The sequence below is a fragment of the Streptosporangium saharense genome (assembly GCF_014203715.1).
GTDB classification, from domain to species: domain Bacteria; phylum Actinomycetota; class Actinomycetes; order Streptosporangiales; family Streptosporangiaceae; genus Streptosporangium; species Streptosporangium saharense.
This window is the reverse complement of sequence record NZ_JACHJP010000004.1, coordinates 59,989-75,406: the sequence shown is the minus strand read 5'-3', so window position 1 is coordinate 75,406 and position 15,418 is coordinate 59,989. Positions and strand designations below refer to the sequence as shown.

The 15,418-nt window shown below is 69.3% G+C and carries 16 protein-coding genes; 10 read left to right on the top strand and 6 right to left on the bottom strand.

The annotated features are described in order from the left end of the window. Positions 1-170 precede the first annotated feature (170 nt). The 4 genes from FHS44_RS19915 to FHS44_RS19900 all read left to right on the top strand — a co-directional run bounded on the left by FHS44_RS19915 (position 171) and on the right by FHS44_RS19900 (position 3,329). Positions 171-890 (top strand): HEAT repeat domain-containing protein, encoded by a 720-nt coding sequence (locus tag FHS44_RS19915; protein ID WP_184716844.1) that lies wholly within the window; start codon positions 171-173, stop codon positions 888-890. Positions 891-896: 6 nt separating this feature from the next. Beyond that, complete coding sequence (locus tag FHS44_RS19910; RefSeq protein ID WP_184716842.1) at positions 897-1,901, top strand: HEAT repeat domain-containing protein; 1,005 nt, start codon at positions 897-899, stop codon at positions 1,899-1,901. Next, positions 1,898-2,761: an aminoglycoside phosphotransferase family protein gene (locus FHS44_RS19905; RefSeq protein ID WP_184716840.1), complete on the top strand. Its 864-nt coding sequence runs from the start codon at positions 1,898-1,900 to the stop codon at positions 2,759-2,761. The genes FHS44_RS19910 and FHS44_RS19905 overlap by 4 nt, the downstream gene beginning before the upstream one ends. A gap of 364 nt (positions 2,762-3,125) precedes the next feature. After that, positions 3,126-3,329: a DUF6010 family protein gene (locus FHS44_RS19900; RefSeq protein ID WP_184716838.1), complete on the top strand. Its 204-nt coding sequence runs from the start codon at positions 3,126-3,128 to the stop codon at positions 3,327-3,329. Positions 3,330-3,351: 22 nt separating this feature from the next. Here the strand turns inward: FHS44_RS19900 and FHS44_RS19895 are convergent, their stop codons facing one another. Further along, the gene (locus FHS44_RS19895; protein ID WP_221461093.1) at positions 3,352-3,927 is read right to left on the bottom strand and encodes a hypothetical protein; all 576 of its coding nucleotides are present in this window, start codon (positions 3,925-3,927) and stop codon (positions 3,352-3,354) included. Between the two features lie 363 nt (positions 3,928-4,290). Further along, on the bottom strand, positions 4,291-4,671 hold the full coding sequence (locus FHS44_RS19890) for a hypothetical protein (protein ID WP_184716834.1): 381 nt from the start codon (positions 4,669-4,671) through the stop codon (positions 4,291-4,293). Between the two features lie 304 nt (positions 4,672-4,975). Between FHS44_RS19890 and FHS44_RS19885 the strand changes: the two genes are divergently transcribed. From FHS44_RS19885 to FHS44_RS19870, 4 genes are all read left to right on the top strand, one after another. Further along, on the top strand, positions 4,976-6,112 hold the full coding sequence (locus FHS44_RS19885) for an NsdA family TPR-like regulatory protein (RefSeq protein ID WP_184716832.1): 1,137 nt from the start codon (positions 4,976-4,978) through the stop codon (positions 6,110-6,112). A gap of 368 nt (positions 6,113-6,480) precedes the next feature. Then, a complete protein-coding gene (locus FHS44_RS19880; protein ID WP_312863737.1) occupies positions 6,481-7,497 on the top strand; it encodes a phosphotriesterase family protein in 1,017 nt (338 codons plus the stop codon). After that, a complete protein-coding gene (locus tag FHS44_RS19875; protein WP_184716831.1) occupies positions 7,494-8,564 on the top strand; it encodes a phosphotriesterase family protein in 1,071 nt (356 codons plus the stop codon). The genes FHS44_RS19880 and FHS44_RS19875 overlap by 4 nt, the downstream gene beginning before the upstream one ends. Positions 8,565-8,612: 48 nt before the next feature. Continuing rightward, positions 8,613-9,464: a DUF72 domain-containing protein gene (locus FHS44_RS19870; RefSeq protein WP_184716829.1), complete on the top strand. Its 852-nt coding sequence runs from the start codon at positions 8,613-8,615 to the stop codon at positions 9,462-9,464. Between the two features lie 7 nt (positions 9,465-9,471). On the opposite strand, the gene FHS44_RS19865 is transcribed toward FHS44_RS19870, so the two are convergent. Then, complete coding sequence (locus tag FHS44_RS19865) at positions 9,472-10,134, bottom strand: response regulator (protein ID WP_184716827.1); 663 nt, start codon at positions 10,132-10,134, stop codon at positions 9,472-9,474. Next, positions 10,131-11,240, bottom strand: a complete 1,110-nt coding sequence (locus FHS44_RS19860; RefSeq protein ID WP_184716825.1) for a sensor histidine kinase — start codon at positions 11,238-11,240, stop codon at positions 10,131-10,133. The genes FHS44_RS19865 and FHS44_RS19860 overlap by 4 nt, the downstream gene beginning before the upstream one ends. A gap of 263 nt (positions 11,241-11,503) precedes the next feature. On the opposite strand from FHS44_RS19860, the gene FHS44_RS19855 reads away from it, so the two are divergent. Next, the gene (locus FHS44_RS19855; protein WP_184716823.1) at positions 11,504-13,015 is read left to right on the top strand and encodes an alpha/beta hydrolase; all 1,512 of its coding nucleotides are present in this window, start codon (positions 11,504-11,506) and stop codon (positions 13,013-13,015) included. On the opposite strand, the gene FHS44_RS19850 is transcribed toward FHS44_RS19855, so the two are convergent. Together FHS44_RS19850 and FHS44_RS19845 are read right to left on the bottom strand one after the other, a co-directional pair. Further along, positions 13,010-14,071, bottom strand: coding sequence for an acyltransferase family protein (locus tag FHS44_RS19850; RefSeq protein ID WP_184716821.1), 1,062 nt, complete (start codon positions 14,069-14,071; stop codon positions 13,010-13,012). The two genes, FHS44_RS19855 and FHS44_RS19850, sit on opposite strands and share 6 nt — an antisense overlap. Beyond that, entirely contained in the window at positions 14,068-14,670 is a 603-nt protein-coding gene (locus FHS44_RS19845) for a TetR/AcrR family transcriptional regulator (protein WP_184716819.1), read from the bottom strand. The genes FHS44_RS19850 and FHS44_RS19845 overlap by 4 nt, the downstream gene beginning before the upstream one ends. A 156-nt stretch (positions 14,671-14,826) precedes the next feature. On the opposite strand from FHS44_RS19845, the gene FHS44_RS19840 reads away from it, so the two are divergent. Beyond that, the gene (locus FHS44_RS19840) at positions 14,827-15,300 is read left to right on the top strand and encodes a carboxymuconolactone decarboxylase family protein (RefSeq protein WP_184716817.1); all 474 of its coding nucleotides are present in this window, start codon (positions 14,827-14,829) and stop codon (positions 15,298-15,300) included. Positions 15,301-15,418: the final 118 nt, after the last annotated feature.

The following is a 15,418-nucleotide window of genomic DNA, read 5'->3' as shown; positions in this document are numbered from 1 at the left end:
ACGTCCCATTCCGTAGGAGGATCCACCGCGAAGATCATCAGCGGCCTTGAGTATCCGTCCGTGCCTCACCGCTGGCAAGGGCGTGTCCGTGGCCGCAAGTGGTCATGACCGTCGTGGCTTGACCTTGACACGGTGACAAGCCTTTGACTGTGGTCGAGGAGGTGGTCCCGATGACCATGCCGAGACAGGACACGGCCTTCCAGGGGCTTGGGGACAGCCGCTCTTCGGTGCGGTTGAAGGCGGCGCTGGCGGTCGGCACGACCCCCGACCCACGGTTCGTCGACGGGCTCGTCGAGCGGTGCGCGGTCGAGCCCGACTTCTACGTGCGGGACATGCTCACCTGGGCGCTCACCCGCCACCCGGCGTCGATGACGGTTCCCAAGCTCGTCGAGGAGCTCCGTTCCGAGCGCGCGCAGGCGCGGAGCCAGGCGCTGCACACGCTGTCCAAGATCGGGGACCGGGGAGCGTGGCCGGCGATCACCCGGGAGCTCCTGACCGACGCCGACGACGAGGTGGCCAGGAGCGCCTGGCGGACGGCGGTCGTCCTCGTGCCCGACGACGAGAAGCCCGGGTTGGCCACGGTGCTGGCGACGCAGTTCGGGCGCGGCGAGCGTGAGACGCAGGTGAGTCTCAGCCGGGCGCTGGTCGCGCTCGGCGAGGTGATCGTTCCGGCCCTGCGCGCCGCGATGACGGATCCCGACCCTCGGGTGCGTCAGCACGCGATCGCCACAGAACGGCTGTCGCGCGATCCGGAGGCCGGGTTCGAGTACGCGATCGGGGAGGCGAAGCGCATCATGGCCCTCGGCCCGACCAGCCAGGAGGCCCACGGCGAGGAGGCCCTAGGCTCGGCTGGGCAGGAGGTTCTTGGTTCGGAGGGCCGGGAGGGGTGACGGGCGATGTTGATCGGTGACGTGGCACGGCGGTCCGGGGTCAGCGCCCGCATGCTCAGGCACTACGAGTCGCTCGGCCTGGTGCGGCCGACGGGCCGTACCGAGGCGGGCTACCGGGCCTACTCCAGCGAGGACATCCGGCGGATCTTCCACGTCGAGAGCCTGCGGTCGCTGGGGCTTTCGCTGCGCGAGGTCGGGCGCGCGCTGGACGATCCCGGCTTCAGGCCCTCGGAGCTCGTCGCCGACCTCATCCGCCAGACGCGCGAACGCATCGCGGGTGAGATGGAGCTGCTCACGCGCCTGCGCCGGATCGGCGCCGCGGGGCCCGCCGACTGGGAGGACGTCCTGCAGACCGTCGCGCTCCTGCAGGGCTTGGGGGCGGAGAGCGCGGGCAGGCGTCAGCGCGCGGCCCTGTCCTCGGGCGAGGAGAGCCCGGTGCCGGTCGAGGCCCTGGTCGAGGCGGTGCTGAACGAGACGGACCCGAACGTCGCCGGAGCGCTTCGATGGGCCCTGGAACGATCGGGCGAGGGCGGGCTGACACTCCTGGCCGAGGGCCTCGGCTCACCGACGGCCGAGGTGCGGAAACGCGCAGTCCAGGCCATCACCGAGATTCCGAGCGGTGAGGCGACCACGCTGCTGCGGAACGCGCTCACGAACCCCGACCTCGTGGTCCGCAGGTACGCGGCACTGGCGCTCGGGGCGCGCGGAGTGGCCGACGCGGTCCCGACGCTGATCGACATGATCGTCGAGGGGGCGAACGACGTCGACGCGGCCGACGCGCTGAGCGCACTGGCGGCCGATCCCGCGTCGGCGGACGAGATCGCCACCGGACTCGTCGGCCGCCTCGCCCACGGCACCGTCGAGCCGTCCGCACGCCGAAGGCTGACACAGGCGCTCGCGGACATTCCGGGAACCACGGCGTCACGCGCCCTCGCGGACCTGTCACACGACGAGGACCGCGCCGTCGCGCTCACCGCGACCTACATCCGCAAACTGAGGGACGCACGGTGAGCTCCGCGGGAGCCGTCTCCGCCGCCGTCGCGATCGCCGCCGACCACGGGGTGCGGGTCGATGATCCGGTGGTGCTGAAGGACTCGTTCAGCGTCCGGGTGCACCTTCGACCGGCGCCGATCGTGGCCCGCGTCCCCACGGTCACCACGTTCGGCCGACCGCGTCCCGTGGACGCGCTCGCACGCGAGGTGGCCGTGGTCTCCTTCCTGACAAAACGGGGCGCACCGGTCGTCCCGGTGAGTGACCTGCTTCCTCCCGGCCCCTTCGAGCGGTACGGCTACGCGGTCACCTTCTGGGCCTACGCGGAGCACGACCGGGACAGGCAGTTGAAGCCCGTGGACGTGGGACGGGCCCTGGCGGATCTGCACGCGGTCCTTCGCGACTATCCCGGAGAGCTGCCCTATCTCGGTCCGGCGCTTGAGGAGACCACCTTCCTGCTCGACCGGCTGGACGCACGGGCCCACCCGGACCGGGGGACACTCGCCGAGCTGCGCGAGGAGCTCGACCTGCTGCGCGCCGAGTCACGCCGTTGGCCCGGTCCCGTCCAGGCCGTCCACGGGGACGCGCACGCCGGGAACCTCCTGGCCACCCCCGAAGGGCCGCTGTGGATCGACTTCGAGGAGACCTGCTCGGGGCCGGTTGGCTGGGACCTCGCCTGCATGCTCGGTTCGGGACGCTTCCCGGGGCGGCGGGCCGTACAGGATTATGGGGTGGATCCGGATGATCGGGACCTTCAGCCGTTTCTGCGGGCTCGGCGGTTGCAGGGCGCGTTGTGGATGCTCGCCAAAACGTTGAGCTTCCCCGAGGAGACGCCCCGGGCGCTGGCGGCCCTCGACGACTGGCGTAGGAACAGGGGTTAGATCCAGCCTTCCTCCCAGGCGCGGTGGGCCGCGGCGTGGCGGGATCCGGCGCCGAGTTTGGTCATGGCCGACGACAGGTAGTTGCGTACCGTCCCCGAGGCGTGGCTATCTCCTTGATCAAGGCTTATGTCCGGAATGCCCTCCGGCTCCCGGTTGCTGAGCGGGCAGTCGTCCTCGGTCAGGGCAGCGATGTCGGACCCGTGCTCACGCGTCAGCCGTACGGCATCGGCCTGGACGCCGGGACGAGGAGCCTCGCGCAGACCCTGCCGCTGCTCGGCGTTGGGGCACGGTTACTTGACCTGGTCGCGCCGTCCTGTTCGTCCACTCACGCCAATCCGGCGAGTTCAGGCTCCAGGCAATCGGCATGATCGCGTACGGCACGCTGGCCCTGGTCGGCCTGACCCTCACTCCGGAGATCGGTCACTACGTCGTGGGAGCCGGATGGCTCCTACACGGCGCCTGGGACTTCGCCCACCTCCACCGAGGCAAGGTCGTGGCCCGCTCCTACGCCGAATGGTGCGGCGTATTCGACATCCTGATCGGCCTCGGCCTGATCTTCCTGCCGTGACAGACGTGCCGGGCCGTACGGCTCAGCCACCGTGAAGTCCCCAGCGGTCCAGGCCCGTGTAGACCAACGCGGTCCGGTACCCGGGGGCGGCGAAATGTTCCGCCTCTCCTCTGTAGACCGCCACCAGCGAGTCCGCCCCCCTCCACCAGGTGTCCGTCATTCCGGCCACCTCCTGGATGGGCTCGTAGTCCTTGAACGGGATCGCTTCGACCTCGTCGGCGGTAACCCTGATGATCTCCTTGGCCCACATCGACGCGTGATAGGCCAGCGCGACCGACTCCACCCAGCCCTCGACCGTCGCGTGCAGCGGCACCCAGCGGTCACCGTGAATGCCGAACTCACCACCGGGGCCGATCATGAAGGAGTAGGGAAGCGCCGTCCGCTGTGGTCCTGCCTCGAACGACCAGCCTTCGGCCGGTGAGCCTTCCGGGATGTCCGGGGACAGAACCCGGGGGCCACCGTCGTAATACGGAGCGGGAGGAAGCACGAGTCCGCCCCAGCGCGCCGCGTAATCCGCGACACGATCGATCTCATATGTCGGGATTCCCGACGACGCGATCCAGCTATCCCGAAATTGGTCGACCTTCAGGTAGCCCACCCGGAAACCGTGGACACGAACAAAGTGACGTGCCCTGCGGGTGAGTCCCTGAGGAACGTCAGCGAGATGAGGATCCACGTGGTCGAGGCTATCCCGATTTCAGAAGGGCCCCGTTCCTCGTTGCCCGCTGGGCAGACCGTCTGTCTTCCCGGCAGGAAATCCCAGCTCCGCGAGGCCTGACCGGATCGCGTTCGATTCCTGGTCGAGCAGGTTCCGTGCCCTTGTTCTCCAGTCAGCGTCTATCCGGAAACCGTCGCCCTCGAATCGCGGGAAAACGTGCATTCCCCAACGAGAACCGGTCACGATGACGCTTCCGAGTCATCCTTTCTGAGCCACTGAGAGGGTCTCGGGGAGACAAGCGCCTCAGCAGTGGAGCTCCGGATCATATTTGTGGGGAACCGGATCGGGATGAGCGCGACACCAGTCGATGACGCGGTATGTGACTCGGTCGAAGGGGTCGTTCTCGACACATGGATGCTCGAAGTCGGCCAGCCGGTCCAGATCCTTGGTCAATTGTCGCGATGATTCATTGTCGAATATTCCTGACCTTCCGAGTTTTTCTCTCAGGTAGGCCAGAAGCCGCTCGTGGTGTTCGCCCCAGTTGACATTCCCATTGCGGTACGCCTCGTCATAGAGTTTCTCCACCGCCCGTAGTAGTTCGCCCTGGACGGTATTGGCCTGCCCCCGTGGCGGCACATAGGTTTTCCAGATGTGCCGCGCCTCGGCGGCATACTGCGGATCCATATGGTTGACCGTACAGGTCATGCTTTCACCGGGAGAATGGTACGGCGCGCCGACGATCTCCGTCGTGAAGGACCGGCCGGTCAGAGGCCCGCAGGTGCTCATCCTGGCGAGCGGCCACCGGGACCGTACGGCGATTTCCCGAAGTGGCCATGCCGAAAACACGGGCGGGGAAGACTGAGGGGGACAGACGGCTCCCACGTCTTTGAGGTGTGCGATGAGTACCGTTCCCCCTGGGCCGTACGGCTGCGCGCCGGTAGGCGTGGCAAGTTGTGGACACAGCGGGATCTGGCTCGGGAACTGGCCAATGCCGCGGATCCGCGCTCGGCTGCCCGAACGGGAGTCCCTGATCCGCATGATCAAGAACTGGGAGGCGGGCAAGCACCGGCCCAAGGACCCGTATCCCGTGCTGTACTGCCGCGTGTTCGGCACCGATGAGTCCGCCTTGTTCAGCGACGACGATGACACCCCTGCCCAGCTCGACGAGGAGACCGAAGCGTTGGAGTTGGCCCGCAGGGTCGCCGCCAGTGATGTCGGTGGTGAGACCCTCGACCGGTTGGAGGAGGTCGTTGACGATCTCGCGACGGCCTACCAGGGGACGTCACCGGTTGAGTTGCTCGGCCGGATACGGCAACACCTGACCTATGTCTCGCACCTGGTCGACGCGAAGAAGACGTTCGTCGAGCACCGTCGCCTTCTCGCGGCCGGAGGCTGGCTGTCCCTGCTGGCCTCCACCTGTCACATCGACCTCCGCCAGTTCGAGGCCGCCGCGACGTGGCTCAGGACGGCCACACAGTTGGCCAGGCATGCCGAACACCCCGAGATCGAGGCGTGGTGCCTGGAGACCGAGGCATGGCAGGCCGTCACGACCGCCGACTACCGCCGAGCCCTGACCCTGGCCCGGGGAGCCCAGGCGCTCGCGCCGAGGAGAAGCTCCGCCTTCATCCAGGCGACCGCGCAGGAGGGCCGAATATGGGCACGGCTCGGGTCCGGTCCGGAGACACGTGACGCGCTGAACCGGGTCGCTCAACTGGTCTCGCCGTTGTCGATGCCCGACCGCCCGGAGCACCACTACCGTTACGACCCCTCGAAGAGCGAGGCCTACGTCGCCACCACGCTGTCGTGGCTCGGCGGCCCGGCCGCTGTGCCGTACACCTGGCAGGTGGTGGCACGAATGGAGGCGGATGTCCCGTTCCGCCCGCGCAGGGCGGTGTCCACGCGTCTCGACCTGGCTCTGGCGTTGCTGACGGCCGACCAGCCCGACGAGGCCGGTCGGCTCGTCCTCGAAGCCATGACGAGCGGCGTGCTGGTGCCGTCCAACCACTGGAGAGCGAACGAGGTGATCACCACCCTCGAAACTCGCGGCCTCCCCGAGGCTCCTGACCTGCGCGAGGCCTATCGAGCGCTGCCCAGCCTAGGAGCGGACGACGCCAGGCGCCGATGAGTGTGGTGAGAGCTGCGGAGGCGGTTGTGGGTCGTCATCTCGTCGGGCAGGCCGTTCGGACTCTGCGAACTCGCCTCTGGCGTACGCGCGGTCGTACGGGTCGTAGAGGTCGTCATTGACGTAATGGTCCATGTCGTCGCGGTACTTCCGGTCGTCCAGAAGTGGCATCTCACGGGAGGTGGCGGCGAACTCCGCTCGGGAGACGGTACGGCTCGCGCGGGGCCGTGGTTCCTGGGGTGACGTGTTCACCCGGCGAGTCTCCTGTACGGCGGGCGACATCGGGATGCGGATCCCCGAAGTCGAACAGCCCCAAAGCGGGACGTGTTGCCCTCTGTATCATATACGATCTTCTATGTTATGTTGGCCCGGTGTCCACCACCGACTCGACCATGGCAACCGCGCGCGCGGCGAGGGTCGTCACCGTCACCGGTGACCTCGCGCCGGACGCCCTCGGCGCGGTCATGCCCCACGAACACCTGCTGAGCGACTTCGGGGACGGGACGGAACCCTACGAACCGCTCACCATGGACCTGCTCGGCGAGGTCAGCATGGGGGTCCCCAACCGGGACAATCTGCTCCTCGGCGACGAGGAGCTCGCCGTCCGCGAGGCCACCGCGTTCAAACAGGCCGGAGGCGGCGCGCTGGTGGACGTCACCACCCCCGACCTCGGGCGTGACCCGGCCGCGCTGCGCCGTATCGCCGAGGCGACCGGCCTGGCCGTCGTCATGGGCGCCGGACGCTACCGCCAGAACGGCTCCGAAGACGCCGACAGGCTCACCGAGGAGATCGTCCGCGACATCACCGAGGGCGTGGACGGCGTGCGCGCGGGCGTCATCGGTGAACTCGGCGCGCTCGACCCCGACGATCCGGCGGAACGTGCGATCCTCGTCGCGGCGGCGCGGGCCTCCGCGGTCACCGGTGCCGCGATCACGCTCGGCCGGTCCGCGGACCCCACGACCCAGGGGCGGGTGCTCGACCTGCTCGCCGAGGAGGGCGCCGACCTCACGCGCGTCGTCGTCGGGCACTGCGACCCGCTCTCCCCGCGCCCCGACGAGCTCGAACCGCTCCTCGAACGCGGGGTGTTCGTCCAGTTCGACCAGCTCGGCAGGCTGCCGTCCGTGTTGAGTGTCGCCGACGACCAGGATGTGGCGGCAGCCGTACTCGAACTGGCTCGCAGGGGGCACGCGGAGCGGGTCCTGCTGTCGCAGGACGTCTCGGCCAAGGCGCAGCTTCTCGCCTACGGCGGGGGCGGGTACGGCTTCATCCTGCAGCAGTTCGTCCAGTACCTCAGGATGATCGGCGCGGACGACGCCCTCGTCGAGACCGTCACCGTGGGCAACCCCAGGCGACTTCTGACCATCACGACCCCGAAGGCAGACTCGTGAGCCGCTACCCCTTCGAGATCCCGAACATCGCGGGCAAGGCGCTGACCGTCACGGGGCCGGTCGATCCGGCGACGCTCGGGGAGACGCTCATGCACGAGCACGTCTTCGTCGACCTGCGGCGTCCGGCGCGCTTCCGCCGTCCCGGCGAGGACTCTCCCGAGGCCGCCGAGCCGCTCACGCTCGCCAACCTCGCGCGCACCCGCCACGGGTTCCCCAACGCCGACAGCGACGCGATGGGTGACTTCGACGAGATGCTGGCCGAGGTGCGCGCCTTCGCCGACGCCGGGGGAGGCACGATCGTCGAGGTCTCGCCCATCGGCGTGGGCCGCGATCCCGAGGGTCTGCGGCGGCTGGCCCAGGAGAGCGGGCTCAACGTCGTCATGGGCGGCGGGTGGTACACCCCGACCTTCCACCCCGAGGACATGGACGAGCGCACGGTCGACGACCTCACCGACATCATCGTGCGTGACGTCGTGCTCGGAGTCGGCGAGACCGGGGTCCGCTCGGGCATCATCGGCGAGGTCGGCGCCGACTCCGCGCCGCTGACCGAGAACGAGCTCAAGAGTGTGCGCGCAAGCGGCAGGGCGAGCAGGATCACCGGCGCCCCCATCACCTTCCACGTCGGGGGAGTCGGCGAGGAGAAGATCGCCGTGCTCGACATCCTCGACGAGGAGGGCGTTGACCCGTCGAACGTCATCATGGGCCACTGCATGGAGGCCGTGACGAACCCCTCGCTCGCCGAGCGTCTCGTCGCCCGCGGCGCCTTCATCGAGCTGGACTTCCTGGCCGCGCCCGGCAGCCCGTGGGGACACCTCTTCCTCACCAGCGACCACAAGGTCGTCCGGGGCGTCGCGGACCTGATCGAGCGGGGCTACGCGCACCAGATCGTGCTCGGTCACGACGTGTGCCAGAAGATCCAGCTCAAGAAGTACGGCGGCAAGGGATACGACTACATCTCGCGTTATTTCCTGCCCGCGCTGCGCGCGCTCGGCGTCGGTGACGAGGCCATCCACGCGATCATGGTGGAGAACCCCGCGCGGGCGCTCGCCTTCTTCGAGCCTCGCTGAACCGGCTTGGGGTACGGCCCGCACGCGATGCTCGGATAGCGTCGGAGTATGCGGCTTCATGTGGGATGTGCGATGTGGACGAACACCTCATGGCAGGGGCGTTTCATCCCCCATCCGCTTCCGCAGGGGGAGCGGCTGCACGCCTACGCGAGCTGGTGCAACGCGGTCGAGGGGAACACGACGTTCTACGCGACCCCGGCGAGGAGCACGGTCGAGCTGTGGGCGCGGCAGACCGACCCCGGCTTCCGGCTCGTGGCCAAGCTGCCCAGGACGATCACCCACGAGCGTCGGCTGACCGGCGCCGAGGAGGAGCTGGGGGCGTTCCTCGACGCGATCGAGCCCCTCGGCCCGCGCGCGCACGCGCTGTGGATCCAGCTTCCCGGCTCGTTCACCCCGGGTGACCTCGGGGTTCTTGCGGCCTTCCTCAACCGGCTTCCCCGGTCCCACCGCTACGCCGTCGAGGTCAGGCACCGCGCGTTCTTCGAGGACGAGCGGTCCGCGCGGCTGCTCGAACGGGTCCTGGCCGGGACCGGGGCCGAATGGGTGCCCTTCGACACCGTTGTCCTCTTCGAGTCGCCGCCGACCACCGACGCCGAGCGGGAGTCCTGGTCGAAGAAACCCCGCATGCCACGCCGTACGGCGGCGCTCACCGGCCATCCGATCGTCCGCTACATCGGCAGAGACGACGCCGAGCGCACGGCTGAGGGGTGGCGGCCCTGGGTGGACACGGTCGTGGGGTGGCTGCGGGAGGGGCGTTCGCCGACCTTCTTCGTGCACACCCCCGGCAACGCCGACGCTCCGGCGCTGGCCCGCCGCTTCCACGACGAGGTACGGTCCCACCTGCCCGGCCTGGTCCCGCTGCCGGAACCCGTGCAGGTCGAGCCGCTGACGCTGTTCTGACCGACGCTCACGCCGGGTGGACGAGGCGGTTCTCGTAGGCGAAGACCACGGCCTGGATGCGGTCGCGGAGTTCGAGTTTCAGCAGGACGCGGCCCAGGTGCGTCTTCACAGTGGCCTCGGCGAGGTGCAGTTCCGCAGCGATCTCGGTGTTCGACAGACCGCGCGCCACCTCGACGAGCACCTCCCGCTCGCGTGCGGTCAGCCGTTCGAGCCGCTCGTCGAACACGGGGTGCTCACCGAGGGGAAGCCGGTGGGCGAAGGTCTCCAGCAGCCGCCGGGTGATCCTGGGGGAGACCACGGCATCGCCCGCCGCGACGGTACGGATCGCCGCGAGCAACTCCTCGGGCAGCGCGTTCTTCAGCAGGAAGCCGGACGCCCCGGCCCGCAGTCCGGCGAAGGCGTACTCGTCGAGGTCGAACGTCGTCAGGATGAGCACCTTCGACGACGGTGAGTCACGGCTGATCCTGGCGGTCGCCTCGATGCCGTCCATCCCGGGCATCCGGACGTCCATGAGCACCACGTCGGGACGGAGTGCCCTCGCGAGCCGTACGGCCTCGGCACCGTCGGCCGCCTCACCGACCGCCACCATGTCCGGCTGCGCGTCGAGAACCATGGTGAAGGCCATCCGCAGCAGCGACTCGTCATCGGCCAGCAGCACCCGGATCGTCACATCGCCTCCCTCGCGTTCAGGTCGAGACTGGCCGCGACCCGCCAGCCGCCGCCCTCGCGGGGACCGGCCTCCAGGGTCCCGCCGTACGCCGCGGCCCGTTCGCGCATGCCGACCAGGCCGTGTCCCGTTGACGGATCGGGCACCCGCGCCGGAGGACCGTCGTCCACGACCTCGACGGTGACGGCGTCACGATCACACCGCACCCGTACGGCGGCGCGCGTCCCCGAGGGGGTGTGCCTGAACGTGTTGGTCAGCGCCTCCTGGACCAGCCGGTAGACCGTGAGCTGCGCGGCGACGGGAACCGCCGTGGCGTCGCCCTCCAGGTCAAGCTGGACGGACAGTCCTGCGGCACGCATCTGGGCGGTGAGCGGTTCCAACTGGGCCAGACCGGGCGCCGGGTGCCGGCTCGCGTCCGGTTCGTCGGCCCGCAGCACGCCCAGGGTGCGCCGCATGTCGGTCAGGGCCTGCCGTCCGGTGCCGGAGATCTGCCGCATGGCGACGTCGGCCCGCTCGGGCGCGTACCGCTGGGCGAAGACGGCGGCGTCGGCGAGCGCGACCATCACCGACAGGTTGTGGGTGACGATGTCGTGCATCTCCCTGGCGATGCGCCCGCGCTCCTCGGCCACCGCGAGCCGCGCCCGCTGGTCCCGCTCACTTTCGAGCCGTACGGCCCGCTCCCGCCTGATGCGGGTGTTCACCCCGGTGACCGCGACGGCCACGAGGACGGCGGTCAGGAAGGCGGCCGAGGTGAGGAACCTGTCGGCGGGGGCCGCCCAGCGGGCGGCGGCGAGCAGGACGCCGACCTCAAGGACGGTCGCGGCGGCGAGCGTGTGCCACCGGGAAGAACGGGCGGCCACCGTGTGGAGGGCGACCAGCAACGCCAGGTCGGTCAGCGTCTGGACGTCGGCGGCCCACTGGACGAGCGCGACCGCGGCCACCACGCAGAACACCGTGAACGGCGCGTACCGCCGCCACACCAGCGGCAACGCCAGCGCCACCTGGAGGACCAGCGGCCCCGAAGAGCCGTAGACAAGGTTGTTGAGGACGACACCCCCGAGCAGGACCAGGGCCGCCAGCGTCCCGTCACGCGGGTTGACTCGGAACATCGCGGCATTCCTCCTGAACAGCCACTTCGCGTGACACATGCTAGGTTCCCCACCCCGGCGAACACGTGCCCCCGGGGGATGACCGCGCGCCCCGGCCCTCTGCGCCCCCGGGTGGACCCCCTCCCTCGGGAGTCGTAGGGGTCGCGGACCTTCTGGGGAGAAGAGCAGGTGGCGCGGGGTGGGAGAACCAGACCCCAGACTGACGCGCCGCCGTACCCGCCCGGCCTAGCTTCGTGCCCCGAACGAGGTGAGAGGAGAGTCCGATGCGCGGACGCGGGACGGTGGCGGTGCTGGCCACGGTGCTTACAGCTTTTACCGGTACGGCCACGGCACGGGCCGATGACGGTCTGGCCAGGTTCGAGAAGCAGGGGATCGACTGGCACGGCTGCCAGAACGGTCCCGACGACGAGGCGGGCAAGGAGTTGGACGCGGCGAAGGCGCAGTGCGCCGAGGTCACGGTGCCGCTCGACTACGGCCGTCCCGGCGGGCGGACCATCAAGGTCGCGATGTCCCGGCTGAGGGCGACCGATCCCGCGCACCGGCGCGGGACGCTGTTCTACAACCCCGGCGGACCCGGCGTCCCCGTGACCTATCTCGCGCTCATGGTCAAGAAGGCCGAGCCCGAGGTGGCCGCCCGCTATGACCTGATCGGGATGGACCCCCGCTTCGTCGGGCGCAGCACCCCGCTGAACTGCGGCTGGCCCGGCGCCATCGTCGGCTCCGCGGGACCCGACCGGCGTTCCTTCGACCGGACCACGGCGCTGGCCAGGGACCTGGCCGCCCGCTGCGCGGTCCACCGGGACGTGCTGCCCCACGTCTCGACCCGCAACACCGCCAGGGACATGGACGTGATCCGCGCCGCCCTCGGCGAGCGGAAGCTGTCCTATCTCGGCTCGTCGTACGGCACCTACCTGGGCGCCGTCTACCTCCAGATGTTCCCTGGCCGTGCCGACCGGGTCGTCCTCGACAGCGTTCTCGACGTCGATCGCTACGGCCCCGACCTGGCCCGCTACCAGGGACCCGCCCTCGCCGGGGTCATGCGGGACTGGGCCGCCTGGACGGCCCGGCACCACGACCGCTACCGGCTTGGCCGTACGGCGGGCGAGGTGCTGGCCGTCATCGACCGGATCGACCGGGCGGCCAATCGCGGTCCGCTGAAGGTCGGCCGGTTCCGGGTGGACAGCCGGGTGCTGCCCATGATCATGTTCAACGTCACCGGGGGCGACAGCGACGAGGCCTACGGGAGCTTCGCCGCCGACGTCAGGGTGCTCGGCGACGCCGCCAAGGGGATCAAGGTCACCCCGACTCCGGTCCTGGAGCAGGTGCTGACCGGCTTCTCCGCACCCGACGCCGAGGGGGCGGCAGCCGTACAGAACGCGATCTTCTGTGCGGACCGGGCGGCCTCGCGGGACCCGGAGGCCTACTACCGCGACATCCAGGCGCATCGGGCGGATGAGCCCCTGTTCGGGCCGCTCATCCGCAACCTCACCCCCTGCTCGTTCTGGCCCGTGGCGCCCGCCGAGCCGCCGACCCGGGTCCGCAACGACGTGCCGGTCCTGATGGTCGGCGCGACCGGCGACCCGGGAGCGCCGTACCCGGGCCAGCTCGCCACCCACCGGGCGCTGACCGGATCACGCCTGGTCACGCTGCGCGGCGCCTTCAGGCACACCGTCTACGCCGGGCTGTTCGCCCCCGGGAACGCCTGCGTGGACAGGGTCGTCAACCGCTATCTGGTGGACGGCGTCATGCCCGCGACCGACACCACCTGTTCATAGCACCCGCTTGGCACCGGGAAGCGCGCGGACCAGCCAGGCCACCCCCCAGCACAGCGGCAGCGCGACGGCGGCGGCGATGACGAACTTGACGATCGCGAGCGTGTGCAGCCAGACCAGCGCGTAGCTGACCGCGACGAGCACGACCGGATGGACGAAGTAGACCGTGTAGGCGTGGTCGGAGAGGAACCGGCCACGCCGGTCCTGCCGGTTGTACCGGTCCCTGAACAGCACACTCAGCCAGACGATGATCGAGACCGCGAACGCCGACTCCCACGTGGCCGTCAGCGCCTGGGTGAGCGCGCCCTGGGTCATCCAGCTCAGCGGCAGCAGCACCAGCGTCACCCCGCCCGCGGCGAGCAGGCCGAGCCGTCCCGCTCGGGAGGGCAGCGTCTCGAACCAGCCACGCCGGTGGGCCAGCACCCCGACGACGAACATCGAGGCGTACTGCGGCAGGTAGGCGGGCGTCGGCAGCCCCACCACGTTCCAGTAGACCCCGACGGGCACCAGGAACCGCCACAGGAACGTGGCCAGGGACAGCCCCAGCACGAACAGCACCACCGCCCGCACGGTCAGCTCGGTGCGCCTCGGCTCGTCGGCCCGCTTCGGCCACAGCGTGTAGACGGCGGAGAAGACCAGCAGCACCTCGACGAACCACATCGGACCCGGGTCCCACGAGCCGATGTAGAACATCCAGTAAGGCATGTCGCCCTTGTAGGACCCGAAGGTCAACAGGGGCCGCAGCACCAGGATGAACACCAGCAGGGGGATGCCGAGCCGCTTGAGCCGGTCACGCATGAAGGCCCGGCCACCCTTGCGGGTGTGGGAGGCGGGGGTGAAGAAGCCGGAGATGAGGAAGAAGAACCCCATGAAGAACGCCTGGTTGAACATGACCAGGATGTCGAGGAGGATGCCGCTCGCGTCCCTGGCCTGCTCGAAGTAGTACCACGCGTTGATGTCGCCGTAGGTGACCGCGAGGTGGTGGAGGACCACCAGGATCGTGAGCACCACGCGCAGGTTGTCGACGGCGAACAGTCTTATCCTGGTCTCGACCTTCACGTCGCCGCCCTTTCGAAGAAGTCGGCCAGTTCCCGCGCGTGCGCGTCGAGGTCGTGGCCGGGGGTGACCGCCCAGTAGGCGAACATGGCGTCGACGGCCGAGGAGTGCGTGACCGCCATGATCCGCAGGTCGAAGGCACGGAACTCGCCCGTGCTCTGGCCGAACCGGTAGATGTGCTCGACCGCCTGGTAGACCTCCTCGTTGGTGTGCGCGCCGTACCGTGGCCTGCCCTCGGCGTCGCGCAGGTTGTGGAAGATCTCGCCCAGCGCCTGGATCTGGCTGCGGTGGTCGCGCATGTGCTCGGCCACGGACAGGATGTGTGTGCGCAGCATCCCCACGGCGGTGGTCTGGCCCTCCAGCCTGGCCACGACGTGCTCGGCGATCTTCGTGTAGATCTGGTTGACGATCTCCTCCATCAGCTCGTCCTTGCCGGCGAAGTGGTAGGAGATCACCCCTTTGCTGATGCCCGCGTGCTTGGCGATGGCCGCCAGCGACGCCTTGGCGAAGCCGACCGAGGCGAGCACCTCGATCGCGGACGCGATGATCTGCGCCCGTCGCGCCTCCTCGATGAACGACATCTGCCGATTTTCTGACCGCATGGCCAAAAAATAACACACCCGGCTAGAAAATGAGCCAACCGGCCAGATTCTGGGGTGATGGGGAGACACGCGTCACATTCGTCCCGTCCCTGTCACATCCGGACGGGCCGCTCGGTCTTAGAGGGTGTAACCACCGGCAACGACAGGGAGCGCACGATGGACGCTCGTTTGAACCCGCTCGGCAGCTCGGTCGCGACGAAGGTCGTGAAGCACTTCATCGCGGCGAACAAGGCGATCGTGGAGTCAACGCTGCCCGCCACGACGCAGGAGCTGGTGAAGATCCGCGCCAGCCAGATCAACGGCTGCGGCTTCTGCACCGACATGCACACCAAGGACGCCGCGCACGCGGGCGAGACCTCGGTCCGCCTCAACCTGGTCGCGGCCTGGCGGGAGGCCACGGTCTTCACCGATGCCGAGCGCGCCGCCCTGGAACTGACCGAGCAGGGCACCCGCATCGCCGACGCGGCCGGGGGCGTCACGGACGAGGCCTGGGCGAACGCCGCCAAGTACTACGACGAGGAACAACTCACCGCCCTGGTCTCCAGCATCGCCCTCATCAACGCCTTCAACCGGGTGAACGTCATCATCCAACAGCCCGCAGGCGACTACCAGCCCGGCCAGTTCGGCTGAAACCCCCACCCCGGGGCCCTTAACCGGGGCCCCGGGGTCGGCCCGCAGCGTTGGTGGCCCTTGAGTCACCGATAAAAAACCAGAGTGAGAGATCGCCAGTACCCGGGCACAGTCGCTT

Excerpts from the sequence above, each read along its gene's own strand:
- FHS44_RS19840 (WP_184716817.1), top strand. The coding sequence starts at position 14,827 with ATGGACGCTCGTTTGAACCCGCTCGGCAGCTCGGTCGCGACGAAGGTC.
- FHS44_RS19885 (WP_184716832.1), top strand. The coding sequence starts at position 4,976 with ATGCCGCGGATCCGCGCTCGGCTGCCCGAACGGGAGTCCCTGATCCGC.
- FHS44_RS19900 (WP_184716838.1), top strand. The coding sequence starts at position 3,126 with ATGATCGCGTACGGCACGCTGGCCCTGGTCGGCCTGACCCTCACTCCG.
- FHS44_RS19855 (WP_184716823.1), top strand. The coding sequence starts at position 11,504 with ATGCGCGGACGCGGGACGGTGGCGGTGCTGGCCACGGTGCTTACAGCT.
- FHS44_RS19870 (WP_184716829.1), top strand. The coding sequence starts at position 8,613 with ATGCGGCTTCATGTGGGATGTGCGATGTGGACGAACACCTCATGGCAG.
- FHS44_RS19860 (WP_184716825.1), bottom strand. The coding sequence starts at position 11,240 with ATGTTCCGAGTCAACCCGCGTGACGGGACGCTGGCGGCCCTGGTCCTG.
- FHS44_RS19910 (WP_184716842.1), top strand. The coding sequence starts at position 897 with ATGTTGATCGGTGACGTGGCACGGCGGTCCGGGGTCAGCGCCCGCATG.
- FHS44_RS19915 (WP_184716844.1), top strand. The coding sequence starts at position 171 with ATGACCATGCCGAGACAGGACACGGCCTTCCAGGGGCTTGGGGACAGC.
- FHS44_RS19845 (WP_184716819.1), bottom strand. The coding sequence starts at position 14,670 with ATGCGGTCAGAAAATCGGCAGATGTCGTTCATCGAGGAGGCGCGACGG.
- FHS44_RS19890 (WP_184716834.1), bottom strand. The coding sequence starts at position 4,671 with ATGGATCCGCAGTATGCCGCCGAGGCGCGGCACATCTGGAAAACCTAT.